The organism is Pseudonocardia alaniniphila (assembly GCF_022524485.1).
In the GTDB taxonomy this organism is placed as follows: Bacteria; Actinomycetota; Actinomycetes; order Mycobacteriales; family Pseudonocardiaceae; genus Pseudonocardia; species Pseudonocardia alaniniphila.
The window spans coordinates 1-26,496 of record NZ_JAKXMK010000020.1; the positions used below are offsets into that span (position 1 = coordinate 1).

The following is a 26,496-nucleotide window of genomic DNA, read 5'->3' on the forward strand; positions in this document are numbered from 1 at the left end:
GAGATCGGCATCCCGTACTCCGACCCCGTGATGGATGGGCCGACGATTCAGGCGGCCGCGGAGACCGCGTTGCGGGCTGGCACGAAGTTGCGCGACGTGCTCTCCGTCGTCGAGCGGGTGGCCGCCGCGGGTGGTCGCGCAGTGGTGATGACCTATTTCAATCCGGTGTTGCGTTACGGCGTCGAGGCGTTCGCCCGTGACCTGGCCTCGGCGGGTGGTCTCGGGATGATCACTCCTGACCTCATCCCGGACGAGGCCGCCGACTGGCTGGCCGCCTCCGAGGCGCACGGCCTGGACCGGATCTTCCTCGTCGCGCCCTCGTCCACCGAGGAGCGCATCGCGCTCACCGCCGCCGCGGGCAGTGGGTTCCTCTACGCCACCTCCACGATGGGTGTCACGGGTGCACGCGACAGTGTTGCCTCGGTTGCTCCGGAGTTGGTTGCGCGGTGTCGTGCGCACACCACGTTGCCGATCGGGGTGGGTCTGGGGGTCCGCTCAGGTGATCAGGCGGCTGAGGTTGCCGCGTTCGCTGACGGGGTGATCGTCGGGTCGGCGTTCGTCACGGCCGCCGAGCAGGGCGGGGCCGAGCAGGTCCGCGCGCTGGCCGCGGAACTGGCCGACGGCGTCCGCCGCACCAACCGCCCGGCAGTGCCCACTCCCGCCTGACGCCCGCGCCCCGCGAGTCGCCCGTTTGCGCTGGTGAGCCACGGGGTGCTGCGGGGCGAGTCACTTCGTCGCACCCTGCGAGCCGCCCGTTCCGAACCGGCCGATCGCGGGTCCGGCTCCATGCGCGTCGCGCGCTTCGGCCGGCGATTTGCCGACCTGGCTCCCGCGAGTCGCCGGTTTCGGGCTGGTGAGTTGCGGGTGCCGATTGCACGAGTCGCCCGTTCCCAGCGGGGTCTCGGACGCTTTCGGGGCGGGCGTCGCCCACTTGACGAGTGTCACTCGTGCGGGGCCCGTCCGGCCCGCGCCGACCAGCCCCCCGCACCTGGCGATACCGTGGCGGGGTGAGCTCTGCCGTGGCGACCGCCCTGCTGGCCTACATCCCGAGTCCGGACCGCGGGGTGTGGATGCTCGGACCGATCCCGATCCGCGCCTACGCGATCTGCATCATCGCCGGAATCATCGTCGCGGTGATGTGGGGCGAACGACGCCTCGTCGCCCGTGGTGGCCAGCCCGGCACGGTCACGGACGTGGCGGTGTACGCCGTTCCGTTCGGGCTGGTGGGCGGCCGGCTCTACCACGTGGCCACCGACTGGGAGACCTACTTCGGTCCCGGCGGCGACCCGATCGGCGCCCTGAAGATCTGGCAGGGCGGGCTCGGGATCTGGGGTGCCGTCGCGCTCGGAGCGGTGGGCGCCTGGATCGGCTGCCGACGGCGCGGGGTGCCCCTGCCGTTCTTCGCCGACGCGGTGGCGCCCGGGATCGTCGTCGCGCAGGCGATCGGCCGGCTGGGCAACTACTTCAACCAGGAGCTCTACGGCGGGCCGACCACGTTGCCCTGGGGCCTGGAGATCTACAACCGGGTCGACCCGGCCACCGGTGCCCCCGACAGCCTCGGCGGTGTGGCCCTGGACCACACTCCGATCGAGATCGTGCACCCGACGTTCCTCTACGAGCTCCTGTGGAACCTGCTCGTCGCCGCCTTCGTGGTGTGGGCCGACCGCCGCTTCCGCCTCGGACACGGCCGCGCGTTCGCAACGTACGTCGCCGGCTACACGCTGGGCCGGTTCTTCATCGAGATGGCGCGCACCGACCCGGCCACCCGCGTGTTCGGCGACATCCGCATCAACGTCGTCGTCGCCGGGGTGGTGTTCATCGGGGCGGTGCTCTACATCGCGCTCGTCCGCAAGCCGCGTGAGGTGCTTGCCGTGCCCGCCGGCGACACACCGGACGGTCCGGACAGCGAGGACGAGCCCAAGGACACCGCTCCCGCTCCCTCGAAGGCCGACGAGGACGGGCCCGGCGACCGCGACAGGGTGGTGGCCGAACCAGGCGATCGCTCGACATGACGGCGTTCACCGGGTTCGGGGAGGGCGCCGTCGAGTTCTACGACGGGCTCATCGTCGACAACAGCAAGGCCTACTGGAGCGACCAGCGCGCGCTCTACGAGGCCGACATCCGGACGCCCATGCTGGCGCTGCTCGCCGACCTGGAACCCGAGTTCGGTCCGGGCAAGATCTTCCGGCCGTACCGCGACATCCGGTTCTCCAACGACAAGACCCCGTACAAGACCCACTGCGGCGCCACAGCAGGCCCGTTCTACGTGCAGATCGGCGCCGACGGGCTGATGGTCGCGGGTGGGCAGTACCAGATGGCGTCGGACCAGGTGGCGCGCTTGCGCGCCGCCGTCGACGACGAGCGGCGCGGTACGGACCTGGAGAAGCGACTCGCGGCGCTGCGCGCCGACGGGATCACGATCGCGGGGCAGACGCTCAAAACCAGGCCGCGGGGCTTCGATCCGGATCACCCGAGGATCGAGCTGCTGCGCCACAAGTCGCTCTACGGCTGGCGCAGCTGGCCCCCGGACGACGTGCTGCACGAGTCCGGCACCCTGGAACGAGTGACCTCCGCGTGGCGGGCGCTCCGGCCGCTCAGCGAGTGGCTGGCCGATCACGTCGGGCCCAGCGACCAACCTCGGCGCTGACACACCCTCCTGTTCTTCCCCGCGCTTCCTGATCGTTCCAGAACGCGCGCTAGACTCCCGACGTGAGCCGTCGCACCAAGATCGTCTGCACCATCGGGCCCGCGACCGCAACTCCCGATCGCATACGGGAGCTCGTGCAGGCCGGTATGGACGTCGCCCGGTTGAACTTCAGTCACGGCAACCGGGACGACCACAAGCGGGTCTACGAGATGGTGCGGGAGGCCGCGGATGCCGAGGGCCATGCCGTCGGCATCATGGGTGACCTACAGGGCCCCAAGATCCGCCTCGGTCGCTTCGCCACCGGTCCGGTCGAGTGGCGCACCGGCGAGGAGGTGCGGATCACCGTCGACGAGGTCGCAGGCACCCACGACCGCGTCTCCACCACATACAAGGGCCTGGCCAACGACGCTCGGCCGGACGACCGCCTGCTCGTCGACGACGGCAAGGTCGGTCTGCGGGTCGTGGGCGTGGACGGCCTCGACGTCGTCTGCCGCGTCACCGAGGGCGGTCCCGTCAGCGACAACAAGGGCATCTCGCTGCCCGGCATGAACGTGTCGGTGCCGGCGCTCACCGACAAGGACTGTTCCGATCTGGAGTTCGCGCTCGACCTGCGCGTCGACTCGATCGCGCTCTCCTTCGTGCGGAGCCCGGCCGACATCGACCTCGCCCACAAGATCATGGACAGCCGCGGGGCGCGCCTCCCGGTGATCGCCAAGCTCGAGAAGCCGGAGGCCGTCGACAACCTCGAGGCCATCGTGCTCGCCTTCGACGCCGTGATGGTTGCGCGCGGCGACCTCGGCGTCGAGCTGCCCCTGGAGCACGTGCCGCTCGTCCAGAAGCGCGCCATCCAGATCGCTCGCGAGAACGCCAAGCCGGTCATCGTCGCCACGCAGATGCTCGAGTCGATGATCACCAACTCGCGCCCCACCCGCGCGGAGGCGTCCGACGTCGCCAATGCCGTGCTCGACGGCGCCGACTGCGTGATGCTCTCCGGTGAGACGAGCGTCGGGCGCTACCCGATCAAGTCGGTGCGCACGATGGCCCAGATCGTCGAGGCCGTGGAGGACGGGCCGGTCAACGTCCCGCCGCTCAACCACGTGCCGCGCACCAAGCGGGGCGTTCTCTCCTACGCCGCCCGCGACATCGGGGAGCGGCTGTCGGCGCGGGCGCTGGTGGCCTTCACGCAGTCCGGCGACACCGTGCGGCGGCTGGCCCGCCTGCACACGCGGCTGCCGCTGCTCGCGTTCACCCCCGCCCCGGAGGTGCGCAGCCAGCTGGCGATGAGCTGGGGCGTCGAGACCTTCCTCGTCGACTACGTCGAGTCCACCGACGCGATGGTCCGCCAGGTCGACCAGGCCATGCTGTCGATCGAGCGCTTCCAGCCCGGCGACCTCGTCGTCATCGTCGCCGGCTCGCCTCCCGGCACCGTCGGCTCCACCAACCTCATCCGGGTCCACCGCCTGGGCGAGGAGGACCACGCCTGATCACCGTCCACCGTCTCGCCCCCGACCACTGGGAGTGCTTGCGCGACCTTCGGTTGGCGGCACTGGGCGAGGCTCCCTACGCGTTCGCATCCACCGTCGAGCGGGAGCGCGACAACTCGCCGGAGCAGTGGCGCGAGCGGCTTCAGCGCAACGCGTGGTTCGTCGCTTGCGTGGACGACCAGCCGGCCGGTCTCGTGGCCGGCACCACCTGGCCCGATGAGGATCCGAACCGGCGGCACCTGATCTCGATGTGGGTGCGGCCGTCCCACCGGGGCCTCGGTATTGCGGCGCAGCTGATCGCCGCCGTCCGTGACTGGGCGGCCGACGCCGGGGCCCACGAGCTGGAGCTGTGGGTCGCCGACGGCAACCAGGCAGCGGTCAGGACGTACGCGAGCGCGGGCTTCGTCGCCACCGGTCGACGTCAGCCGCTGCCGAGCAACCCCGCCGTCGGTGAGGAGATGTGGGTGCTGGACATCACCACAGCCCACCGTGCGCAACCACACGAAGCGGCTGAGTTTCCCGGCTGAGAGGATGCCGGGATGACCAGTTCCTCCACGACCCCCGCGCCCGAGACGGCCGACGACAGCGCGATGCGCGGCCAGGTCGTGCTGGACGAGCTGGTGAAGCTGCTCGATCTCGAACAGCTCGAGGTCAACCTCTTCCGCGGGGTGAGCCCGCCGCAGAGCCCCACCCGCGTCTTCGGCGGCCAGGTGGCCGGGCAGGCCCTGGTCGCGGCGGGGCGCACGGTGCCCCCGGACCGCGGCGTCCACTCGCTGCAGGCCTACTTCATCCGGCCTGGCGACCCCCGCGTTCCGATCATCTACGAGGCCGAACGCGTCCGCGACGGCCGCTCGTTCACCACCCGCCGGGTGCTCGCGATCCAGCACGGCGAACCGATCTTCTCGCTCTCGGCGTCGTTCCAGTTGCCGCAGGAGGGCCTGGAGCACAGTGACCCCGCCCCGTCCGGTGTCCCGGACCCGGAGTCCCTGCCCGACATCGCGGACCGCACCGCCCGCGGCGAGAACGCGGGCTGGGTGGGCCGCGTCCCCCGGCCGATCGACATGCGGTTCGTCGACGAGCCGGCCTGGTCGTCCCGCCGTCGCCCGTCGGACGAGCCGGTGCGGGTGTGGATGCGCGCCGACGGCGAACTCCCCGACGACCCCCTGCTGCACGTCTGCCTGCTGACCTACGCCAGCGACATGACCCTCCTCGGCTCGGTGGTGGCCCGCCATGACCTCGCCTCGGTCAGGGTGCAGATGGCGAGCCTGGACCACGCCATGTGGTTCCACCGCCCGTTCCGCGCCGACGACTGGCTGCTCTACACCTGCTACTCACCCACCGCCTCCGGCTCCCGCGGCCTCGCCACCGGCCGCTTCACCAGCCGGGACGGCCAGCTGGTCGCCACCACGGTGCAGGAGGGCCTGCTGCGGCTGCCGCGGAAGTAGGCGGGGCGGCCGCCGGCCCGCGACATGGACACATATCGCTGATCGTCAGCGCTTGCATTCCGCGTCAGGTGTCCATGTCGGGTCGGGATGAGCGCAAAGTGATCTTTCATGGGCATCGAGCCGCTACGGTCCTCCCGTGCGACGGGTGTGGGGGGCGCTGCTGGTTGCAGCGGCGGTGCTTGTCGGGGGTTGTTCGGATGGGGGCGGGCCAGTCGCGCCGGTGGAGCCGAGCGGGATACAGCTCCCGCCGCGTCCGCGGGACGTGCGGATCGACGGCGTGGACCCGTGCTCGCTGCTGACGGAAGAGCAGCGGGCTGACCTGGGACTCGACGGGCGACCGGTGTTCGACTCGGCGCTCTCAGAGCTATATCCAGGGGACGTGCCAGCATGCGCGATACGAGGATTCGATCCCCGTGCGGTTCTGGCGGGTGTGAGCGTCGTGACGACTGCGGGCGTTGAACTGTTCACGTCGCGTGAGTTGGCGTTGAAGCTGGAGCCGGTTGTGGTCCACGGTTTTCCGGGCCTGGTGGCGGTGCCAACGGGATTCACCGAATGGTGCGGTGTGATTGTTGATGTCGCGCCTGGCCAGCTGCTCGACATTCACTTCGCTGATGGCGGTCGTCAGCCACCGATCCCGCAACTTCAGCTTTGTAAGGATGCCCAGGCGGTGGCTGACGCTGTCGTGACGACATTGCTGGCGTCGCGCTAAGCCGGGTTGTGCTCTGAGCATCCGACCCGGCCCCGTTCGCGATCGCACACGATCCAGCCGTACTCGCTCCCGCTCCGGGCCGTCGGCTCTTATGGTCCTCCGAGGAGCTCTCCCGGGACCTGAGGAGCTTGGATGCCTGGAATCCACCCGCCCGTCACGCTTCAGCTGGAACCACACGCGATCCCGGCGGTGCGAGTGGCGTTCGAGGAAGCACTCGTTGAGCTAGGTCATCAGCTCATCCGCCTGCGACTGGCTGGCGTCATTCCGGGACCATGGCTCGGCGATCCGATCAGCGCTGACGTCGTCGACTACTACCACGCACGTGTCATGGACGCCCCGGACGGCCCGTATGCGGCACTGCGGGCGTACGAGGTCGAGCTGACAAAAGTGCGCGACAACCTGCAAATTCTCGAGGACCACTACCGCCGCACCGAGGGCGAGAACGCGGCCTTGTGGGGGCGGTTGTGAGCGACATCCGGTGGGAAGGCTTCAGCCACGAGGAGATCTACGCCGCGGTGCAGCAGGGCCCAGGGCGCTCGGTCTCGACAGCAGCCGAGGCTGCGTGGGCTGCGACCGAGGCTCTCATCCTGAGTATCGATGAGCGGATCGCCACCGCGATGGCCCGGTCCGCCGGGGGTTGGGAGGGGAGTGCTGCCGATGCCAGTCGTACTGCCATGACGCCGCTCGGGCAGTGGGCCCTCGATGCCGCCAACGACGCGAAGATCACGGCGCAGGCGGTGACCTCGCAGGGGGAGCAGGCCCGGGAGCTGCGCAACGCCATGCCGGAGCCGAACGCTGCGCAGCTCGATGCCGAGTACGAGCGTGCCTTGACCGACCCCACCTACATCTTTCATGGGCTCGACGATCTGCAGGCTGCCGAGCAGGAGAGCGCCAACCGCGCGGCTCGGGCCGTCGACCTGATGAACGGCTACACCAACAACTCCTACGAGAACCGCCGCCACATGGACTACTGGACCCTCCCGCCGCAGGTCACGGTCGAGGCGGCCGGGCCTGCTCCGGCTCCGGCCGGCGGAGCGGCTGGTTTCGGAGGCGGCGGGTTCGGTGGGGGAGCCGGGGCTCTGGCGGCGGCAGAGATCGCGCCGGCTGGCGCGCCGGCTGTGGCGGGCGGAGTGCCAGCGGTGCCCACGGTCGGTGCCGCCGCGCCGAGCGGCATCGGGGCCGGAGCACCGCTGCCCGGGGCCGGGGCCGGGGCAAGCGGAAGCGTCGGCTCGGGAGTGGTGCCACCGCCGATCGTGCCGCCGGCCGGCGGCATACCGGTGCGACCTCCGTCCGGTCAGGGAGGAGCAGGGCGCATCGGCGTGGGCCCACCTGGGGATCGCTCAATCGGCGGTGGGGGCCGTGTGCCGGTCACCCCAGGCGTGCGACCGGTTCTTCCAGGCCCGACCCCACGCCCCGGTACACAGCCGAGCTGGCGCGATCTGGTGCCGGCGCGACCAGGGTCCGAACCAGGCGCGGCGAGGCCGTCGCCCCGCGTCGAGGAGGAGCGCCGGGTGCCCCCACCGGCCGGCAGTCGGACGCTGAGCGAGACAACGGGGCGGGGGCCCGTGGCCGAACGACCCGCGGCGGCTGCCGAACCGGGAGCGCGCACCGGCGCTGCCGGCCGCGGCACCACCACGGGGCATCCCGGCCTCTATCCGCCGATGACGGCCGGACCCGTCGCGGGAAGTGGTCAGGAACGTCGCAGGCCCGACTACCTCGTCGACGACACCGACGCGTTCGCCGACGATCGCTGGTTCACCACGGCCGTGATCGGTGCCGATGATCCCCTTCCTCCTCGGTGACCGATACCGTCACCGGGATGCAGACCGAGGTCACGTTCACCGCGAGCGACGGGACGACGCTCCCGGGCGTGCTCACGGTGCCCACTGGCGTCACGGGTCCCGGGCCCGCGCTCGTGATGATCTACGAAGCGTTCGGCATGACCGACGAGATGCGTCGGGTTGCGGGCGACCTCGCCGCCGACGGCTACACGGTGCTCATCCCCGACCTGTTCGCCCGCGGCCCGCTCAAGCCGATCTGCGTCGCCCGCGCCATGCGCACCGCGCAGCGGGGTGAAGGCCGGGAGCTCGACGACCTGGAGGCCGCACGTCGCTGGCTGGCGGAGCTTCCCGAGGTCGACGGCGACCGGATCGGCACCATCGGGTTCTGCCTCGGCGGCAGCTTCGCGCTGCTGCTCGCGCGCACCGGCCACTACAAGGTGAGCGCCCCGTTCTACAGCGGCCGCATCGACCTTCCCCGTTCGTGCCCGGTCGTCGCCAGCTACGGCGGGCGGGACATCACCACCCGTGGCTACCCCGAACTGCTCGAAGCCCGTCTCGAGGCGATGGACGTGCCCCACGACGTCGTCACCTACTCCGAAGCGGGCCATTCGTTCTTCACCCGCACATCCGGGGTGATGGGTTCCCTCGTGGCGCGCTCGCCGCTGCACGCCGAGTACCACGCGCCCAGCGCCGAGGATGCGCACCGGCGGATCGTCGCGTTCTTCCGGGAGCACCTCGGCTGATCCCGGCCTCGCGAGGCAGGATGAACGACATGAGCGATCAGGACCGCAACTGGGGCTTCCGCACCCGGGCGGTGCATGCGGGGCACGTGCCCGACTCGGCCACCGGCGCCCGGGCGGTGCCGATATACCAGTCCACGAGCTTCGTCTTCGAGGACACCACCGACGCTGCGAGCCTGTTTGCGCTGCAGAAGTACGGGCTGATCTACAGCCGGATCGCCAACCCCACGGTGGCCACCCTGGAGGAACGGCTCGCCAGCCTGGACGGGGGGATCGGCGCGGTCGCCACGTCCAGCGGGCAGGCAGCCGAGTTCCTGACGTTCGCCTGCCTCGCCGGGGCGGGAGACCACATCGTGGCCGCCGCTGGGCTCTACGGCGGCACGATCACGCAGCTCGACGTGACGCTGCGCCGGTTCGGGGTGGACACGACGTTCGTCGCCGGGCGGAGCGCAGGCGGAGCCCGCATCGACGCCGGCGATGCGGCCGAGGCGTTCGCAGCAGCGATCACGCCGCGCACCAAGCTGCTGTTCTGCGAGGTCGTGTCGAACCCGGGCGGGGAGATCGCCGACATCGCCGCGCTGGCCGAGGTCGCCCACGCCGCGGGGATCCCGCTGGTCGTCGACGCCACGATCGCCACCCCGTACCTGTGCCGCCCGATCGAGCACGGCGCCGACATCGTGATCCACTCGGCCACGAAGTTCCTCGGCGGCCACGGCACCACGCTGGGCGGCGTGGTGATCGAGTCGGGCCGCTTCGACTGGGGCAACGGCAACTTCCCACAGATGACGGAGCCGGTGCCGTCCTACGGCGGGCTCACCTGGTGGGGCAACTTCCAGGAGTACGGGTTCCTCACCAAGCTGCGCGCGGAGCAGCTGCGTGATGTCGGCGCCTCGTTGTCGGCGCACAGCGCGTTCCTGCTGATCCAGGGCGTGGAGACGCTGCCGCAACGCATGGAGGCGCACGTCGCCAATGCCCGCGTCGTGGCCGAGTGGCTCGACGCCGACCCGCGCGTGTCCTATGTCCGCTGGGCCGGGCTGCCCGGCCACCCCCACCACGACCGGGCCGCCCGCTACCTGCCGCTCGGGCCCGGCGCGGTCTTCTCGTTCGGCGTGCAGGGCGGGCGCGAGGCCGGGCAGCGGTTCATCGAGTCGGTGCAGCTGTGCAGCCACCTGGCCAACATCGGTGACGCCCGGACGCTCGTGATCCACCCCGGCTCCACTACCCACCAGCAGCTGACCGACGAGCAGCTCCGCGACGCCGGGGTGCCGCCGGATCTCGTACGCATCAGCGTCGGGCTGGAGGACCCCGACGACATCCTCTGGGATCTGGACCAGGCTCTCGCCGCGGCCGCGAAGGTGGACTCATGACCTGGGAGAATCCGTCGGCCACGCGGCGGCAGCAGATCCTGCGCGCCACGCGCACGGTCGCCGTGGTGGGGGCATCGCCGAACCCGGCGAGGGCCAGCAACTTCGTGGCCACCTACCTGCTGGCCAGCACCGACTTCGACGTCTACTTCGTCAACCCGAACGCCAGCGAGATCCTCGGCCGCCCCGTCTACAAGAAGCTCGCGGATCTCCCCGTCGTTCCCGACCTCGTCGACGTGTTCCGGCGCCGGGAGGATCTCCAGGGCGTCCTCGACGATGTGCTCGCGCTCGAGGGCGTGCGCACGTTGTGGCTCCAGTTCGGGCTGTTCGACGAGGACGTCGCGCGGCGTGCGGAGGCGGCCGGGCTCGAGGTCGTGATGGACAGGTGCCTGAAGGTGGAGCACGCGCGTTTCCACGGCGGCCTGCACGTCGCGGGCTTCGACACGGGCGTGATCAGCGCACGGCGGCGGACGAGCTGACGGGCACGGCCGCGCCGAACCAGCGGCGGAGCGCGGCCTCGGGCGAGCCGGCAGGATCGCTGCCGGCCCAGCAGACGTAGCCGTCCGGGCGGACCAGCACCCGGTCGGCTCCGACCGTGGTGCCCACCGGCGAGTCGGCGACGCGGGCGAGCACCCGATCGACGCGAGGATGCACGGCATCGGCTGCCTCGCCCGCGTCCCCCGCGCCGAGCTCGAGGAGCAGGCCGCGCCCGGAGTGCAGCAGCGTGCTGACCGTGGTCGGCCCGTCCGCGGTCTCGAGCGACAGGTCGACCATGCGGGTGCCGACCAGGGGGTGATCGTCGAGAGGTTCGACGCTCGTCTCGTAGCGCAGGTCCAGGCCCGACATCATCCCGGCCAGGTAGCGGTTGGCGTCGGGCAGCCGGGCCAGGTCGGTCATGATGTCGCGCAGCGCGCGGACGTCGTCGGCGTCGGGTGGCGGGCTCATCAGCACGCTCTGTGCCCGCGTTATCGCGAGGACGCGGGCGGCCACCGGGTGCCGTTCCGCGTGGTAGCTGTCGAGCAGTCCCGCTGGTGCGTCACCCCGCAGCTGCGCGGCGAGCTTCCAGCCGAGGTTCATCGCGTCCTGCACGCCCAGGTTGAGCCCTTGACCGCCCATCGGCGGGTGGATGTGGGCGGCATCGCCGGCGAACAGGACGGGTCCGTGCCGGTAGGTGGTGACCTGCCGGGTGGCGTCGCTGAACCGGGTGCCCCAGCGGAGCCGTCCCAGCTGCGTCTCCGGGCCGTGCACCGCCGTCAGCGCCGCAGCCACCTCGGCCGCCGTCACCGGCGCGTCCCTCGGCAGCGTGGCCTGCTCCGGGCCGCCGAACACCACCCGGTGCGGCGTGGACGGGTCGGTCGTGTCGCCGAGGGGGTGCATCAGCATCCAGTAGCCGCCGCCACGGCGGGTGTGCTCGCTGATGTGACCGACCGCCTGCGGCACCGTCTCCGACGCTGCGGCCAGCTCGATGTCGGCGGTCACCGCGGCCATCGTGCCGGCTCGCCCGGGGAACGGGACGCCGGTCAGCCTCCGGACGGTGCTGTGCCCGCCGTCGCAGGCGACCAGGTAGCGGCTGCGGAGCACGGCCGGGCCATCGGGTCCGGTGACGGTCGCGCTCACCTCGTCGTCGCCCTGGGTCAGGGCGGTGAGCTCGGTGCCGCGGTGGACGACGGCGCCGAGCTCACGGACGTGCGATTCGAGGACCTGCTCCAGGCGGTCCTGCGGGATCATCAGGCCGTCGGGGTGGCGGGTGCGCCACGGCCTCGCGTCGAGCGGCACCGGCAACCCGGCGAAGTGGCCGCCCCCGGCCCCCCGCTCGACGGCGACGTCGGTAGCGGCGTCGATCAGCCCCCGCATGGCCAGGACCTCGCACGTCCTGGCCGAGATTCCGCCGCCCCGGCTCTGTCCGCTCGGGGTCTCCTGCCGCTCGATGACGGTGACGGCTGCGCCGGCGAGGGCGAGCTCACCGGCGAGAGTCAGCCCGGTGGGGCCGGCCCCGATCACGAGGACGTCCGTGTCGCGTGTCGCGTCGTTTTTCACACCGGGAGCATAAGTAGACCGAGTGCAAGTATCAACCCGGTATAGTATCGACGCGTGGAATCAACGGGCGGGCTACGGGAACGCAAGAAGCTCCGCACGCGGCAGGCCATCTCGGAGGCGGCGATCGCGCTCTTCCTGGAGCACGGCTACGACCAGGTGTCCGTCGCGGACATCGCCGCCGCGGCGGAGGTGTCCAAGCGCACGTTGTTCGCGTACTTCCCCACGAAGGACGACCTGGTCCTGCACCGCATCGCCGACCACGAGATCGAGGCCGCGCGGGTCGTCCGCGGAAGAGGCGATGGCGAGGCGCCGCTCGACGCGCTGCACCGGCATCTGCGAGCCCGCCTCGCGGAGCGCGACCCGATCACCGGGCTCTGTGACCATCCCCAGGTCGTCGCGTTCTACCGGCTCGTCACCGGCACGCCGGCGTTGCAGTCCGCCGCAGCGCGTTACGTGGCGAGTGGCGAGGAGGCACTGGCGGCCGCCCTCCGGGAGACCACGCCGGGAGACGGGCGGTTCGCCGAGGTCACGGCGGCTCTCGCCGCCGGGCAGATCCTTCTTGTGCAGCGGGCCCTGGCGGCGGCCAACCAGGCCTGTATCGCGCGCGGCATGAGCGCCGACGAACGCGAGCCGGACGCGCTCGCCGAGGCCGACCACGCCTTCGGGCTGCTGAGCGGCGGGCTCGCGCCCTACCGGAGGTGAGGAGGGTTCAGCCTCCCACCAGCGTGGTCAGCGAGCGCAGCACCCAGAAGAAGGGCGCGGCGGTCACCACCAGCATCCAGAACGCCCAGCCCCGGTGGCGGGCGATCAGCCACACCGCCAGCGCGGCCAGCACGGTGGGGACGACCAGTACGCCGAGGAGTCGGGGAACGGCCGAGCCCGCCGGAGGCGCGCCGGCGACGATCAGGACCAGCACGACGTTAACCGCGGCCCAGATCACGGCCGTACCGAGCGCGGTCAGGAACTTCGTGCCCGGCGCAGGCCGCCCGACCGGGGGCGGCGCGGGCTCCGGCGCCGCGGGGTAGGGCGGGGCGCCCGGCATGGGGGCGTGCGGCGGCAGGTCGTCCCGGTAGGGCGAGTAGCCCGGGGCGCCCATCCACGACGGGGGACGGTCGGTCCCGTCCCCGCCGAACGGGTCGGACGGTGGCTGAGCGCGGCTCACCGGAGAGACGGTAGCCCGCCTCGGCAGCGCTCACGTCCGTCTCACGACGTTCGCGCCGGCTGGGGGGTGCTACGCGGGCCGTAGGTCAGCCTGCGCAGCAGGATCTCCGCAGGTCCGCGGTAGCCGGCACGCTCCGACGCGTCGGCCACCAGCAGGATCACCAGCCACGTCCCGATCGCGAGAAGCGCGGTCTGCCACAGGTGGGCGTCGTTGCCGAGACCGAGCGTCCAGGCCGGCAGCAGCGCCACGAACACGACGGACTGGGCGAGGTAGCACGAGAGCGAACGCTGCCCGCAGGCCTGCAGGGCGTGGGTGACCGGTCCGGGGCCACCACGCTGCGCGAGCCGGATCGCGAGTAGCCCGAAGGCCGCCGCGTACCCGATCCCGCCTGCGTAACCGCCGACGGTGTGCAGCGCCCCGGCGAGCACGATGAGACCGATCGGCGGTGCGGTCCACAGTTCCGCGGCCATCAGGGCCATGGGCAGTCCGAGTACCACTGCTGCCGAGATCCCGGCCACGGCCAGGCGCACCAGCAGTGGGCGGTGTCGCTCCGGCTCGTCGAGCAGCCGCCGCCGGGCGGCCCAGGCGCCCAACGCCACCGCGGCGAACACGCCGATGGACTGGAACAGCAGGCCGATGCCGAGCCACTCCACGGACCGGACAGCCATGGCGGCAAGGGGGTTCTCGATGGACATCGAGGGCAGGAAGGAGTTCTGTTCGCCGGGCAACGGGACCCCGCTCCCCGCGTTCAGCAGCGTCACCACGACGACGCCGACGATGGCGGTGGTGATCAGTGCGCGGTCGGTGCCGCGCACGAGCATGCCGGCCATCAGCACGGCCAGCAGCCCGTAGCAGCCGATGATGTCGCCTGGCCAGAGCAGCACCCCGTGGGCCAGGCCGATGACGATCATCCAGGCGCCGCGCCGACGCACGAGCTTCGTGACGGCGGGCGCCGGCAGGCCGACCGCACTGCGCCGCCACGCGAGTTGCACGATCCCGTAGCCGAAGAGCAGTCCGAAGAGCGGATAGGCCCGCCCGTCGACGAGGGTCATCTGAAGCAGGGCCACCGCCTGGTCGGCGCTGTCGAGACCCGTCGGGTAGCCGCGGGGACCGAGCGGGTGCCCGTAGACGAAGACGTGCACGTTGGCGAGCGCGATGAGCAGGAGCATGCCGCCGCGCGCCAGGTCCGGGGCGAGAGAGCGTGCGGTGGTGGGGGTGGCGCCGGGGTCGGTGGGCGAGGACGCGGCGGCGGTCATGCGAAAAGGATAATGAGGACGGAACGGTCCGCGGATCCGTCGAACGACCGATCTGGATCCGTTTCCCTGCCGCCTGCGGAAGCCGTTGTGCCGCTGCCCACTCCGGGCCCGGAACGTGCTCCCCATGACGGCGACGGGCGGCGCGGAGGGCTAGCCTGCCTGCGTGTCTTCGTCGACCTCGTCACCCGTCACCGTCACCGTCACCGGAGCCGCAGGCCAGATCGGCTACGCGCTGCTCTTCCGGATCGCCTCCGGGCAGCTTCTCGGGCCGGACAAGCCCGTTCGGCTGCGCCTGCTGGAGATCCCGCAGGCGGTCAAGGCCGCCGAGGGCACCGCGATGGAACTCGACGACTGTGCGTTCCCGCTGCTCACAGGCATCGACATCACCGACGACGCCACCGCGGCCTTCGACGGTGTGAACATCGCGCTGCTGGTGGGTGCCCGCCCGCGCACGAAGGGCATGGAGCGCGGCGACCTTCTCGAGGCCAACGGCGGGATCTTCGCGCCGCAGGGCCGGGCCATCAACGCCGGCGCCGCCGACGACGTCCGCGTGCTCGTGGTCGGAAACCCGGCCAACACCAACGCCCTCATCGCCCAGGCCGCCGCCCCCGACGTGCCTGCCGAGCGTTTCAGCGCCATGACCCGCCTCGACCACAACCGTGCCGTCGCGCAGCTCGCGAAGAAGCTGTCGGTGTCGGTCGAGGACATCGTCAAGCTGACGATCTGGGGCAACCACTCGGCCACCCAGTACCCGGACCTCTACCACGCCGAGGTCAACGGCAAGATCGCCGCCGAGCAGGTGGACGACGCCTGGCTGCGCGACGACTTCATCCCCACCGTCGCCAAGCGTGGCGCGGCGATCATCGAGGCCCGCGGTGCGTCCTCGGCCGCATCGGCCGCCAACGCGGCCATCGACCACGTCTACGACTGGGTCAACGGCACCGTGGAGGGCGACTGGACCTCGGCTGCGATCCCGTCGGACGGCTCCTACGGCGTGGCCGAGGGGATCATCTCGTCGTTCCCGGTGACCGCGAAGAACGGCGCCTGGGAGATCGTGCAGGGGCTCGAGATCAACGAGTTCTCCCGCAGCCGGATCGACGCCTCCGTGGCCGAGCTGGTGGAGGAACGCGACGCCGTGCAGAAGCTGGGCCTCATCTGAGAGTGGCGTGACGTCGGTGGGCGGTCCCCCGACGGCACCGCCCACCGACGGTGGGTCACCACAAGGGGAACGGTACCCCGCGCTCGTCCTCCGGGCGCGGTCCGAAGATGCGGCGCTCCGACTCATCGATCGGGCGGTCGTTGATGCTCGCCTCGCGGCGGCGCATCAGACCGTCGTCGCTGAACTCCCAGAGCTCGTTGCCGTAGCTGCGGAACCACTGGCCGGACGCGTCGTGGCTCTCGTACTGGAACCGCACGGCGATCCGGTTGTCGGTGAACGACCACAGCTCCTTACGGAGGGAGTAGTCGAGTTCGCGCTTCCACTTCTCTGTGAGGAACGCGACGATCTCGTCCCGGCCCGTCACGTGCCGGTCGCGGTTACGCCACTGCGAGTCCACGGTGTAGGCGAGCGCGACCTTCTCCGCGTCACAGGTGTTCCAGGCGTCCTCGGCGGCCTGCACCTTCTGTGCGGCTGTCTCGGCGTCGAACGGGGGGTAGGGCGGGCGACCGGCCATGGATCATCACTCCTCGTTTCCGGGGGCGAGAACGATCGTTCTCGCTCGGTGCGAGTAGCTTAGAGAACGCACGTTCTCGAAGAGGTGGGGGAGTGGCGTGGGTCGCACTGACGCCGAACGACTACTAGGGGCGGCCGAGGCCCTGTACTACGCCCGAGGCATCCGGGCCGTCGGCATCGACGAGGTCCGTACCGCCGCAGGTGTCTCGCTCAAGCGGCTCTACCAGCTCTATCCCTCCAAGGAACACCTGGTCGCGGCCTATCTCGACGCGCGCGACGAACGGTGGCGCGGCCGGCTCGCCGACTACGTCGCCCGCCACGGCGAGAGCCCCCGCGAACGGATGCTCGCCGTCTTCGACTGGCTGGGTCTCTGGTTCGCCGAGCCGGACTTCCGGGGCTGTGCCTTCATCAACGCCTTCGGAGAGCTGGGCGGAAGCGCGCCACTGGTCCTCGCGGCCGTGCGCCGGCACAAGGACCTCTTCCGGGAGTACCTGCTCGACCTCGCCCGCGATCTCGACGTCGCTGACCCCGCGGGCATCGGCGAGCAGCTGCTGCTCCTTGCAGAGGGAGCCATGACGGCTGCGGCGGTGCTACCGGAGCCACGAGCAGCGCAGCAGGCCCAGCGGGCAGCGGTGGCGCTGCTCGACGCCGCCACCGCGGCAGAGCCGCCGCGCAGCGTCGAGGCCGCTGTCTGACGAGTGGTGCCTGACGCGTCCGGGCGCGATCAGCGCACCGATCAGGTGAGCTGCACGATCGCGAACGACTCGGGCGGCAGGCTGACCGTGTCGGCCTCACCCTCCACCGGCTCCGAGGCCAGCAGGATCCGCGCGAGCGGGGCACCGAGTGCGATCGTGACCACGTCGCTGCCGAGGTTGCACGCCACCCGCAGCCGCCCGCGGTGCAGCACGACGGTGCGCACCTCCTCGTCGACGTCCACCTCCACGTCGTCCAGCCACGGGTCGGACAGCTCCGGCCACGCCTTGCGCAGCGCGATCAGTTCCTTGTAGACCCGCAGCAGCGTGGCGTGCGGTTCGAGCGTGGCCTCGTCCCACTCCAGCTTGGAGTCGAGGAAGGTGCTCTCCGCGTTGGGGTCGGGCACCTCGACGTCGCCCCACCCGTGCTCGGCGAACTCGGCGGTGCGCCCGTTGCGCACCGCCTCCCGCAGTGCCGGGTCGGGGAAGTAGGAGAAGAACTGCCAGGGCGTCCGCGCTCCCCACTCCTCGCCCATGAACAGCATCGGGGTGAACGGTGAGGCGAACACCAGCGCTGCACCGCAGGCGAGCAGACCGGGGGAGAGCGTCTGGGTGAGCCGGTCGCCCGTGGCGCGGTTGCCGATCTGGTCGTGGTTCTGCAGGTACGCGACGAAGCGGTGGCCCGGGATGCGCCGGGTGTCGACGCCCGCGCCGTGGCGGCGCTGCCGGAAGCTCGACCACGTGCCCTCGTGGAGGAAGGCTCGGGTGAACACGTGTGCCAGGCCGGTGAGCCCGGCGGCGGCGAAATCGGCGTAGTAGCCCTGCGACTCGCCGGTGAGCGCGGTGTGGAGGGTGTGGTGGATGTCGTCGGTCCACTGCCCGTGCAGGCCGTAGCCGCCTGCCTCCCGCGCGGTGATCAGCCGCGGGTCGTTGAGGTCCGATTCGGCGATCAGCGACAGCGGCCTGCCCACGTGGGTGGAGAGCGCCTCCACTTCGGCCGCGAGCTGTTCGAGCACGTGTGTCGCGCGCGTGTCACGCAGCGCATGAACTGCGTCGAGACGCAGCCCGTCGACGTGGAAGTCACGCAGCCACATCAGGGCGTTGTCGATCACGTACCGGCGTACCGGCTCCGAATGCGGGCCGTCGAGGTTCAGCGCCGGGCCCCAGAGGTTGCTCCCGGCGAAGTACGGTCCGAACCGGTCGAGATACGCCCCGGACGGGCCGAGGTGGTTGTAGACGGCGTCGAGCACCACGCCCAGCCCCCGGGCGTGGCAGGCGTCGACGAACCGCTTGAAGGCGTCCGGGCCGCCGTAGTTCTCGGTGACGGCGTACCAGCCGACGCCGTCGTAGCCCCAGTTGCGCGGGCCGTCGACCGCGTTGACCGGCAGCACCTCCACGAGGTCGACGCCCAGCTCGACGAGGTGGTCGAGCCGCTCGACCGCAGCGTCGAACGAGCCGTGCGGGGTGAACGTGCCGATGTGCAGCTCGTAGATCACGCTGCCGGCCAGCTGGCGGCCGGTCCAGTCGTGGTCGGTCCAGTAGAACGCCGAGTCGTCGTACACGCGGGACGGGCCGTGGACGCCGTTGGGCTGCCAGCGCGAACGCGGGTCGGGCAGCGGCGTCTCGTCCTCGTCGAGCAGGAAGGCGTAGGCGCTGCCCGGGGCCGCGTCCTCGACGGTGGCACGCCACCACCAGGCCCCGTCGACGGTCATCGGGTACACGGTCTCGTCGACCAGCACTCTGACCTGGGCACACTGCGGTGCCCACACGGCGAATTCGGTCACGCCGCATGATCCTTCCCGGCGCCGTCGCGCCTCGCCCGGTCCAGGGGTGTGACGTATCGCATCGTGATCAACGGGTCGCTACGCCGGCCGCACGAGCAACGCGACCGGGTACCGCCCCAGCACCCGGGCCAGCGACGGCGCCGAGCCGTCGACAGCGGCTCCCGTGATCACGTCGTGCCAGTCGGTGGCGCCCTCCGGGAGCGGGAGGACGGTGTCCTCCCAGCCGCCGCGCTCCGCGAGCCCCACCGGGAGCCGCGTGGCCACAGCCACCAGCGACGCGGAGCGGGCGAACGCGATCGCGTGGTGCGCGGCCGGACCCTCGGCGTGCAGCGGGCGGTACCCCGTGAACACCTCCGGCCGGAACCGGCGCAGCCGCAGCGCGCTGGCTGTGACCAGTAACTTCGCCGCCCCCGACGCGTCGACGTCCGGCAGCCAGCCCTCGTCCAGACGGGCGAGGATCTCCCGGCGCTGCGCCCAGTCGACCGGGCGGCGGTTGTCGGGGTCGACCAGCGAGTACTCGAACAGCTCGGTGCCCTGGTAGACGTCGGGCACGCCCGGCCCCGCGATCTGCAGCAGCTTCTGACCCAGCGAGTTCGACCAGCCGGGCGTGGAGATCCGGCCGACGAACTCCTCGATCTCGGCCACCACGTCGGCGTCCGCCAGCACCTGTGCGGGCCAGGCCGCGATCGCCTCGTCCACCTCCGCGACAGCGTCGACGTGGCTGGTGACGAGCTTGGCCTCCTTCGAGGCCTTGGTGAGATAGCTCGCGAACCGCTCCGGAGAGATCGGCCAGGCGCCGACGAGGTTCTGCCAGGCGAGCAGCTCGAACGACCGGTCGGGGAGCGGGTGCTCGGCGGCCCAGCGGCGCACCCGCTCGATCCACTCACCGGGGATCTCCGCGATCACCGCGAGCCGGGCCCGGACGTCCTCGGAGCGTTTGGTGTCGTGGGTGGACAGGGTGGTCATCGTGGCGGGCCAGGAGGCCTCCCTGGCCGCCATGGCCGTGTGGAACTCGTCGGCGGACACGCCGAAGCGGGACGGGTCGCCGCCCACCTCGTTGAGCGCGACGAACCGGTTCCAGCGGTAGAACGTGGTGTCCTCCACGCCCTTGGCCATCACCATGCCCGACGTCTGCTGCACCCGGGTGGCGAGCAGGCCGTGCGGCTCGGCGAGCATCGCCGAGCGGATGGTGCTCAGCACGTCGGCGAGATCGGGCCGGTGGGTGCGGGCCACCGAGACCGCGATCTCGAGCGCGGAGCGACCCTCGGGCAGGTAGCTGCGATAGACCGGGAAGCCGCAGAGCAGTTCGGCCACGGCGGCGCGCACGCGCTCGGCCGCCTCACCCGGCTCCTCCTCGGTGGACGGCGCCGTCTCGGGCACGGGCACCAACGAGGCGATACGGCGCACCTCCGCCGCGAGGATCGTGTCGGCCACCTGGCGGCGCGCCGTGTGCTCCGCTGCGTGCAGCGACTCCTTGCGGCCCACGTGCTCGGCAGCGAACTGGGTGAGCAGCCCGGCCCCGGACGCGTCGACGAGCACGCCCTGGATCTCGCGCAGCGCCTCGTAGCCCGAGGTGCCGTTCACGGGCCACGACGGAGGCAGCTCCTCACCGACACCGAGGATCTTCTCCACGAGAAGCCACCGGCGCGGCCCGATCGCCGCCCGCAGCCGCCGGACGTAGCCGCCGGGGTCGGACAGCCCGTCCGGGTGGTCGACTCGGATGCCGTCGACCTCTCCGGCGTGCACCCAGCGCAGGATCTCCCGGTGCGTGTCCTCGAAGATCTCCGGGATCTCGACGCGCACGGCGGCGAGGGTGGAGACGTCGAAGAACCGGCGGTAGGTGAGCTCTGCCGCGCCGCGCTTCCAGGACACGAGCCGGTAGTGCTGGCGCTCGTGGACCTCCTGTGGTGCGCCGGTGTCGCCCGTGCCGGGTGCCACCGGGAACGCGTGCTCGTAGTAGCGCAGCTCCGAGCGGTCATCGGACAACGACAGCTCCGAGAGCGCCTTCTCCTCGTCGGCGTCGAGGATCGGCAGGAGCAGCTGCCCGGCATCCCAGTCGATGTCGAAGTGGCCGGCGTAGCGGGACGCGCGGCCGTGCGTGAGGACGTCCCACCACCACGGGTTGGCCTTCGCCGCATCGACGCCGAGGTGGTTGGGCACGATGTCCAGGACGAACTGCAGGCCCCGTTCCCGAACCGCCGCCACGAGGGCGCGGCGTCCCTCCTCGCCGCCCCGCTCCTGCGAGACCCGTGTGGGGTCGACCACGTCGTACCCGTGGTTGGAGCCCGCCCCGGACTCGAGCAGCGGCGAGGCGTAGAGCCCGCCGACGCCGAGCGCCTCGAGATAGGGCAGCAGCTCCACGGCGTCGGTGAAGGTGGTGTCCTTGGAGAACTGCAGCCGGTAGGTGGCCGAGGGAACGGTCGGTGAAGGCACAGCCGGGCCCGTCATGCGCGCGCGTGCTCCGTCCGCTGCAGGACCAGGACCGACCGGGCGGGCACCGTGAGCACCGCCCCGCCATCGACCGTGCGCGGATCGGCCGCCACGATGCCGGGAGCGGTGGACAGGGTGGTGACCTCGCCCTCGGCCGTGTCGACCACGACCGCCCACCGCGAGCCGTACTCAGGGCCCGGCAGGGTGGCGTCGATGTCCTCGTGGTGGGCGTTGAGGCAGAGCAGGAACGAGTCGTCGGTGACCCGGTTGCCGCGCGTGTCCACCTCGGTGATGCCGTCGCCGTTGAGGAACGCGGTGACGCACTTGCCGAAGCCGGAGTCCCAGTCCTGGTCGGTCATCTCCTCACCGGCCGGGGTGAACCAGGCGATGTCCTCCAGCGCGTCGCCACCACGGCGCCGGGGCCGGATCGGCCTGCCGTCGAAGAAGCGACGCCGCCGGAACACCGGGTGGGCGGTGCGCAGGGCGACGACGCCCGCGGTGAAGTGGAGCAGGGGCGCGTTCTTCGTGGCCAGCGACCAGTCGACCCACGAGATGGGCCCGTCCTGGCAGTAGACGTTGTTGTTGCCTGCCTGGCTACGGCCGAGCTCGTCGCCGTGCAGCAGCATCGGGACGCCCTGGCTCAACATCAGCGTGGTGAGGAAGTTGCGCTGCTGGCGGCCGCGCAGGTCGAGCACCGCGGCGTCGTCGGTGGGGCCTTCCACACCGCAGTTCCAGGAACGGTTGTGGCTCTCGCCGTCGTTGCCGCCCTCGAGGTTGGCCTCGTTGTGCTTCCCGTTGTAGGAGACCAGGTCGGCGAGCGTGAATCCGTCGTGCGCCGTGACGAAGTTGATCGAGGCGTACGGGCGCCGGCCGTCGTCCTTGTACAGGTCGGAGCTGCCGGTGAGCCGGGAGGCGAACTCGCCGATGGTGCCCGGCTCGCCGCGCCAGAAGTCGCGCACGGTGTCGCGGTACTTGCCGTTCCACTCCGTCCACAGCGGCGGGAAATTGCCCACCTGGTAACCGCCGGGGCCGACGTCCCACGGCTCCGCGATGAGCTTGGCCTGGCTGATCACCGGGTCCTGCTGCACGAGGTCGAAGAACACCGACAGCCGGTCGACGTCGTAGAACTCGCGGGCGAGAGTGGAGGCGAGGTCGAAGCGGAAGCCGTCGACGTGCATCTCGGTGACCCAGTACCGCAGCGAGTCCATGATCAGCTGGAGGGTGTGCGGGCTGCGGACATTGAGCGAGTTGCCGGTGCCGGTGTAGTCCATGTAGTACCGCGGGTCGTCGTCGACCAGCCGGTAGTAGGCGGTGTTGTCGATTCCGCGCAGCGAGAGCGTGGGGCCCATGTGGTTGCCCTCGGCCGTGTGGTTGTAGACCACGTCGAGGATCACCTCGATGCCGGCGTCGTGCAGGTCGCGCACCATCGCCTTGAACTCCTGCACCTGGTTGCCCGGGCGCGGGCCCGGCATCGCGTAGGCGTGGTGCGGGGCGAGGTAGGCGATGGTGTTGTAGCCCCAGTAGTTGGTGAGCCCCTTCTCCTGCAGATGGTGGTCGTTGAGGAACTCGTGCACGGGCATGAGCTCCACGGCCGTGACCCCGAGGTTCTTGAGGTGCTCGATCATCACCGGGTGGGCGAGCCCGGTGTAGGTGCCGCGCAGGACCTCCGGGATCTCCGGGTGCGCGATGGTGAGGCCCTTGACGTGGGCCTCGTAGATCACCGTCTCGTGGTAGGGGATGCGCGGAGAGCGGTCGGTTCCCCAGTCGAAGAACGGGTTGACCACCACCGACTTGGGCACGAACGGCGCGGAGTCGGTGTCGCTGCGGGCGTCGGGGTCGCCGAACGGGTAGCCGAACACGGCTTCGTCCCACTGGACCGGGCCGTCGAGCGCCTTGGCGTAGGGATCGATGAGCAGCTTGTTGGGGTTGCACCGCAGGCCCTGAGCAGGGTCGTACGGGCCGTGCACCCGGTAGCCGTAGCGCTGCCCGGGCTCGATGTTCGGCAGGTAACCGTGGTGGACGAAGCCGTCGACCTCGGCGAGCGGGATGCGCTCCTCCTCACCGTCGTCGCTGAAGAGGCAGAGCTCCACCCGCTCAGCGACCTCGGAGAAGATCGCGAAATTCGTGCCCGCGCCGTCGTAGCTGGCGCCCAGCGGGTAGGCGTGACCTGGCCACGGCCGCATCAAGTTCCTCCGGTGTTGTCAATCAGCGATCGGCCACGGCCGTCGTACTCGATCTTCAGGCGCGCCGGAGCGGCGCCGCTCCGTCCGTGTGAGGCTACCGGGGCAAGTGGAGGTTCCGCCCGATGCAGCGGTGCCTCGGGCGCTGGTCCGGGGCGTCAGGCCAGGTGAGCGGGGAATCCGCCCGTGGCCACCGGGCTCCACCTGGTGGGCGTGATCCGGATCAGGGCCTTGCCCTGGGTGGTCATCGCGGCGCGGTACTCGTCCCAGTCCGGGTGCTCGCCGGAGATCGAACGGAAGTAGTCGACGAGCGGTTCGAGCGCATCGGGGAGGGTGAGCAGCTCGGCATCCCCGTCGACCTGAACCCACGGGCCGTTGAAGTCCTCGGAGAGCACCACGACGGCGGCCTTTCCGTGCCGGGCGACGTTGATCGCCTTCGCCCGTTCGGGGTAGGTGGAGATGACGATCCGGCCCTCGGAGTCGACGCCGGAGGTGACCGGCGAGCCCTGCCAGCTGCCGTCGTTGCGTGGTGTCAGGAGGATCACGTGGTGGCGTGGCCGGAGGAACGCGACGAGCTCGTCCCGGTCGACCTCGGTGTTCGTAGCGATGGTCCTGGCCATGCTCCGAGCCTAGGAGATGCCCGTCGAGCCGCTAGGGTCACCTCCGATGGCCACTCTCTTCACGAAGATCATCAACGGCGAGCTGCCCGCGCGTTTCGTCTGGTCGGACGAGCGTGCCGTCGGCTTCCTGTCGATCAATCCTCTCGGTCCCGGGCACACGCTCGTCGTGCCGCGCGAGGAGGTCGACCACTGGATCGACGCCGGTCCCGACCTGCTCGCCCACCTGACGAGCGTGTCCCACACCATCGGCGCCGCCGTGCAGGAGCTGTGGGAGCCGCCCCGCGTCGGGCTGCTCGTCGCCGGCTTCGAGGTGCCCCACCTGCACCTGCACGTGTTCCCGGCCTGGGACATGGCGGCCTTCGACTTCGCCAACGCGGCGAAGTCGGTCGACGCCGCGGAGCAGGACGCCCACGCGGAGAAGCTGCGCGTCGCCCTGCGCGCTGCAGGTCACGCCGCGCACGTCCCGGACTGACCACGGTGCAGCTCGTGCTCGTCCGGCATGCGCTGCCGGAACGCATCCACGCCTCCGATGCGGCGCACGCCGACCGGGCAGGCGGTCCCGCCGACCCCGGGCTGACGGAGCTCGGCGAGCGGCAGGCCACGCGCCTCGTCGACGCGCTCGGAGCCGAGGACGTGGCCGGGCTCTACGTCAGCTCGCTGGCCAGGGCCCGCGACACCGCGGCGCCCCTCGCGGCCGCGCTCGGGCTCGACCCACAGGTGGTGGCGGACCTGCGCGAGTACGACGCCGACTCCGAGCACTACGTGCCCGTCCACGAGATGGCCCGGCTCGACCCCGCCGCGTGGCAGCGGATGCTCGCCGGGCTCCTGCCCGAGCACGTCGACGTCCCGGCGTTCACCGCGCGGGTCGACGGCGCTCTCGAACGGATCATCGCGGCTCATCCCGGCCGGTCGAGCGCAGTGGTGATCGCCCACGCCGGGGTGGTGAACACCTGGCTCGCCCACCTGCTCGGCCTCGCCCGCCCGCTGACGTTCCCGCTGGACTACACCGGGATCACCCGCGTGATCGCCGGTCGCGACGGGCGCCGGGTGGTCCGGACGGTGAACGAGATCGCCCACGTGAGCGACCTTCTCACCATGACGGCGGGCGTCGACTAGGGCAGGATCGGCCGGGTGCTGGTTGGAGTCCCGCGCGAGCTCAAGAACCACGAGTACCGGGTGGCGATCACCCCGGCCGGCGTGCGTGAGCTCACGGGCCGGGGCCACGAGGTGCTTCTCGAGCGTGACGCCGGAGCGGGCGCGGGCCTGCCCGACGCCGACTTCGTCGCGGCCGGGGCGCGCACCAGCGCCGACCCCGACGAGGTCTGGGGCGCCGCCGAGCTCGTCCTGAAGGTCAAGGAGCCGATCCCGCAGGAGTACCACCGGCTGCGCCCGGGCCAGGTCCTCTTCACCTACCTGCACCTGGCCGCGTCGAAGGAGTGCACCGACGCCCTGGTCACCGCGGGCGCCACGGCCATCGCCTACGAAACCGTCCGGCTCGCCGACGGCTCGCTGCCGCTGCTCGCGCCGATGAGCGAGGTGGCAGGCCGAATGGCCCCCCAGGTCGGTGCCCACTATCTGCAGCGCACCGCCGGTGGGCGGGGCGTGCTGCTCGGCGGGGTGTCCGGTGTGCCCGCCGGGAAGGTGGCCGTCATCGGGTCCGGCGTCTCGGGCATGAACGCCGCCGGCATCGCGGTGGGGATGCAGGCCGAGGTGAGGGTGCTCGACACGAACATCAACCGGCTGCGCGAGATCGACTTCAGCTACCGGGGCCACCTGCAGACGATCACCAGCAACGCCTACGAGATCGAGCGCGCGTGCCTCTGGGCCGACCTCGTCATCGGGGCCGTGCTGGTGCCCGGGGCGAAGGCGCCGAAGCTGGTGTCGGACGACCTCGTGGCGAGGATGCGGCCGGGGTCGGTGCTCGTGGACATCGCGATCGACCAGGGCGGCTGCTTCGAGGGCTCTCAGCCGACCACCCACGACGACCCCGTGTTCGCCGTGCACGACTCGATCTTCTACTGCGTGGCGAACATGCCCGGTGCGGTGCCGAACACGTCCACCCGCGCGCTCACCAACGCCACGCTGCCCTACGTGCTCGCCCTTGCCGACCGCGGCCCCGAGGGCGCCGTGGCTGCCGACCCCGCCCTCGCGGCCGGTGTCAACGTCGCTGCCGGGCAGATCGTCCAGCCCGAGGTGGCCGCCGCCCACGGGATGGCGGCCGTGCCACTGAGTGACGCGGTGCCCGACCTGCCCTGACCGATTCGCCGGCGCGAAACGAGCGACTCGCGCCTTCGACCCCGGCGATTCGTGCATGCGAACCCGGCGACTCGTGGGCATGAACCTGGCAACTCGGGCACAGAAGAAGGACGACTCGCGCGCGTTCCGGATGGGCTGCGGGGGGACGACCGTCCCGCACGGTTGATGTGCAGTCCTGACCGGATGCGTTGGTTCGCCTACCCTCCGTTGAGCCGGCCGATACACGTGGTTCGGCGC

At 71.2% G+C, this 26,496-nt stretch carries 26 protein-coding genes; 18 read left to right on the top strand and 8 right to left on the bottom strand.

The window, feature by feature from the left end:
* The 12 genes from trpA to MMF94_RS22675 form a co-directional block, all read left to right on the top strand.
* Positions 1-666 (top strand): tryptophan synthase subunit alpha (gene trpA / locus MMF94_RS22620; protein WP_241039150.1); only part of this gene is annotated, 666 nt, incomplete at its 5' end.
* A 404-nt stretch (positions 667-1,070) separates the two neighbouring features.
* The gene (gene lgt / locus MMF94_RS22625) at positions 1,071-2,012 is read left to right on the top strand and encodes a prolipoprotein diacylglyceryl transferase (protein ID WP_379660503.1); all 942 of its coding nucleotides are present in this window, start codon (positions 1,071-1,073) and stop codon (positions 2,010-2,012) included.
* Positions 2,009-2,647 (top strand): DUF2461 domain-containing protein, encoded by a 639-nt coding sequence (locus tag MMF94_RS22630; protein WP_241039152.1) that lies wholly within the window; start codon positions 2,009-2,011, stop codon positions 2,645-2,647. The genes lgt and MMF94_RS22630 overlap by 4 nt, the downstream gene beginning before the upstream one ends.
* A gap of 62 nt (positions 2,648-2,709) precedes the next feature.
* Positions 2,710-4,131 (top strand): pyruvate kinase, encoded by a 1,422-nt coding sequence (pyk, locus tag MMF94_RS22635; protein WP_241039153.1) that lies wholly within the window; start codon positions 2,710-2,712, stop codon positions 4,129-4,131.
* Between the two features lie 38 nt (positions 4,132-4,169).
* Positions 4,170-4,658 carry a GNAT family N-acetyltransferase gene (locus MMF94_RS22640; protein ID WP_241039154.1) on the top strand — a complete coding sequence of 163 codons (489 nt, stop codon included), beginning with the start codon at positions 4,170-4,172 and terminating at the stop codon, positions 4,656-4,658.
* A 12-nt stretch (positions 4,659-4,670) separates the two neighbouring features.
* Positions 4,671-5,576 (top strand): acyl-CoA thioesterase, encoded by a 906-nt coding sequence (locus tag MMF94_RS22645; protein ID WP_241039155.1) that lies wholly within the window; start codon positions 4,671-4,673, stop codon positions 5,574-5,576.
* 175 nt (positions 5,577-5,751) lie between these two features.
* Positions 5,752-6,285, top strand: coding sequence for a DUF3558 domain-containing protein (locus MMF94_RS22650; protein ID WP_277398805.1), 534 nt, complete (start codon positions 5,752-5,754; stop codon positions 6,283-6,285).
* 132 nt (positions 6,286-6,417) lie between these two features.
* The gene (locus tag MMF94_RS22655; protein ID WP_241039156.1) at positions 6,418-6,753 is read left to right on the top strand and encodes a transcriptional regulator; all 336 of its coding nucleotides are present in this window, start codon (positions 6,418-6,420) and stop codon (positions 6,751-6,753) included.
* Complete coding sequence (locus MMF94_RS22660; protein WP_241039157.1) at positions 6,750-8,087, top strand: PPE domain-containing protein; 1,338 nt, start codon at positions 6,750-6,752, stop codon at positions 8,085-8,087. The genes MMF94_RS22655 and MMF94_RS22660 overlap by 4 nt, the downstream gene beginning before the upstream one ends.
* A 17-nt stretch (positions 8,088-8,104) precedes the next feature.
* Positions 8,105-8,809 (top strand): dienelactone hydrolase family protein, encoded by a 705-nt coding sequence (locus MMF94_RS22665; protein WP_241039158.1) that lies wholly within the window; start codon positions 8,105-8,107, stop codon positions 8,807-8,809.
* A 29-nt stretch (positions 8,810-8,838) separates the two neighbouring features.
* Positions 8,839-10,173 carry an O-acetylhomoserine aminocarboxypropyltransferase/cysteine synthase family protein gene (locus MMF94_RS22670; protein WP_241039159.1) on the top strand — a complete coding sequence of 445 codons (1,335 nt, stop codon included), beginning with the start codon at positions 8,839-8,841 and terminating at the stop codon, positions 10,171-10,173.
* The gene (locus tag MMF94_RS22675) at positions 10,170-10,649 is read left to right on the top strand and encodes a CoA-binding protein (protein WP_241039160.1); all 480 of its coding nucleotides are present in this window, start codon (positions 10,170-10,172) and stop codon (positions 10,647-10,649) included. The genes MMF94_RS22670 and MMF94_RS22675 overlap by 4 nt, the downstream gene beginning before the upstream one ends.
* Here the strand turns inward: MMF94_RS22675 and MMF94_RS22680 are convergent.
* Positions 10,624-12,207, bottom strand: a complete 1,584-nt coding sequence (locus tag MMF94_RS22680) for an FAD-dependent oxidoreductase (protein WP_241039161.1) — start codon at positions 12,205-12,207, stop codon at positions 10,624-10,626. The genes MMF94_RS22675 and MMF94_RS22680 overlap by 26 nt on opposite strands.
* A 54-nt stretch (positions 12,208-12,261) precedes the next feature.
* On the opposite strand from MMF94_RS22680, the gene MMF94_RS22685 reads away from it, so the two are divergent.
* Positions 12,262-12,909: a TetR/AcrR family transcriptional regulator gene (locus MMF94_RS22685; RefSeq protein WP_241039162.1), complete on the top strand. Its 648-nt coding sequence runs from the start codon at positions 12,262-12,264 to the stop codon at positions 12,907-12,909.
* Positions 12,910-12,916: 7 nt separating this feature from the next.
* Here MMF94_RS22685 and MMF94_RS22690 read toward each other — a convergent pair whose 3' ends face one another.
* Both MMF94_RS22690 and MMF94_RS22695 read right to left on the bottom strand, forming a co-directional pair.
* Positions 12,917-13,369, bottom strand: a complete 453-nt coding sequence (locus MMF94_RS22690) for a hypothetical protein (protein WP_241039163.1) — start codon at positions 13,367-13,369, stop codon at positions 12,917-12,919.
* A 41-nt stretch (positions 13,370-13,410) separates the two neighbouring features.
* Entirely contained in the window at positions 13,411-14,625 is a 1,215-nt protein-coding gene (locus MMF94_RS22695; protein WP_241039164.1) for a DUF418 domain-containing protein, read from the bottom strand.
* A 163-nt stretch (positions 14,626-14,788) separates the two neighbouring features.
* Between MMF94_RS22695 and MMF94_RS22700 the strand changes: the two genes are divergently transcribed.
* On the top strand, positions 14,789-15,784 hold the full coding sequence (locus tag MMF94_RS22700; protein ID WP_241039165.1) for a malate dehydrogenase: 996 nt from the start codon (positions 14,789-14,791) through the stop codon (positions 15,782-15,784).
* Positions 15,785-15,839: 55 nt separating this feature from the next.
* Here the strand turns inward: MMF94_RS22700 and MMF94_RS22705 are convergent, their stop codons facing one another.
* Positions 15,840-16,298, bottom strand: coding sequence for a nuclear transport factor 2 family protein (locus tag MMF94_RS22705; protein WP_241039166.1), 459 nt, complete (start codon positions 16,296-16,298; stop codon positions 15,840-15,842).
* Between the two features lie 97 nt (positions 16,299-16,395).
* Between MMF94_RS22705 and MMF94_RS22710 the strand changes: the two genes are divergently transcribed.
* Positions 16,396-16,992 carry a TetR/AcrR family transcriptional regulator gene (locus tag MMF94_RS22710; RefSeq protein ID WP_241039167.1) on the top strand — a complete coding sequence of 199 codons (597 nt, stop codon included), beginning with the start codon at positions 16,396-16,398 and terminating at the stop codon, positions 16,990-16,992.
* A gap of 41 nt (positions 16,993-17,033) precedes the next feature.
* On the opposite strand, the gene treZ is transcribed toward MMF94_RS22710, so the two are convergent.
* From treZ to MMF94_RS22730, 4 genes are all read right to left on the bottom strand, one after another.
* Entirely contained in the window at positions 17,034-18,773 is a 1,740-nt protein-coding gene (treZ, locus tag MMF94_RS22715; RefSeq protein ID WP_241039168.1) for a malto-oligosyltrehalose trehalohydrolase, read from the bottom strand.
* Positions 18,774-18,851: 78 nt separating this feature from the next.
* A complete protein-coding gene (gene treY, locus MMF94_RS22720) occupies positions 18,852-21,221 on the bottom strand; it encodes a malto-oligosyltrehalose synthase (protein ID WP_241039169.1) in 2,370 nt (789 codons plus the stop codon).
* Positions 21,218-23,386 carry a glycogen debranching protein GlgX gene (gene glgX / locus MMF94_RS22725; protein WP_241039170.1) on the bottom strand — a complete coding sequence of 723 codons (2,169 nt, stop codon included), beginning with the start codon at positions 23,384-23,386 and terminating at the stop codon, positions 21,218-21,220. Before glgX ends, treY begins: the two co-directional genes overlap by 4 nt.
* Positions 23,387-23,541: 155 nt before the next feature.
* Entirely contained in the window at positions 23,542-24,003 is a 462-nt protein-coding gene (locus MMF94_RS22730) for a PPOX class F420-dependent oxidoreductase (RefSeq protein WP_241039171.1), read from the bottom strand.
* Between the two features lie 46 nt (positions 24,004-24,049).
* Between MMF94_RS22730 and MMF94_RS22735 the strand changes: the two genes are divergently transcribed.
* Genes MMF94_RS22735 through ald form a run of 3 tightly spaced genes read left to right on the top strand, consistent with a single transcriptional unit; the run spans position 24,050 to position 26,259 of the window.
* On the top strand, positions 24,050-24,475 hold the full coding sequence (locus MMF94_RS22735) for an HIT family protein (RefSeq protein WP_241039172.1): 426 nt from the start codon (positions 24,050-24,052) through the stop codon (positions 24,473-24,475).
* Positions 24,476-24,489: 14 nt separating this feature from the next.
* A complete protein-coding gene (locus MMF94_RS22740; RefSeq protein WP_241039173.1) occupies positions 24,490-25,119 on the top strand; it encodes a histidine phosphatase family protein in 630 nt (209 codons plus the stop codon).
* Positions 25,120-25,134: 15 nt separating this feature from the next.
* Positions 25,135-26,259 (top strand): alanine dehydrogenase, encoded by a 1,125-nt coding sequence (ald, locus tag MMF94_RS22745; protein WP_241039174.1) that lies wholly within the window; start codon positions 25,135-25,137, stop codon positions 26,257-26,259.
* Positions 26,260-26,496: the final 237 nt, after the last annotated feature.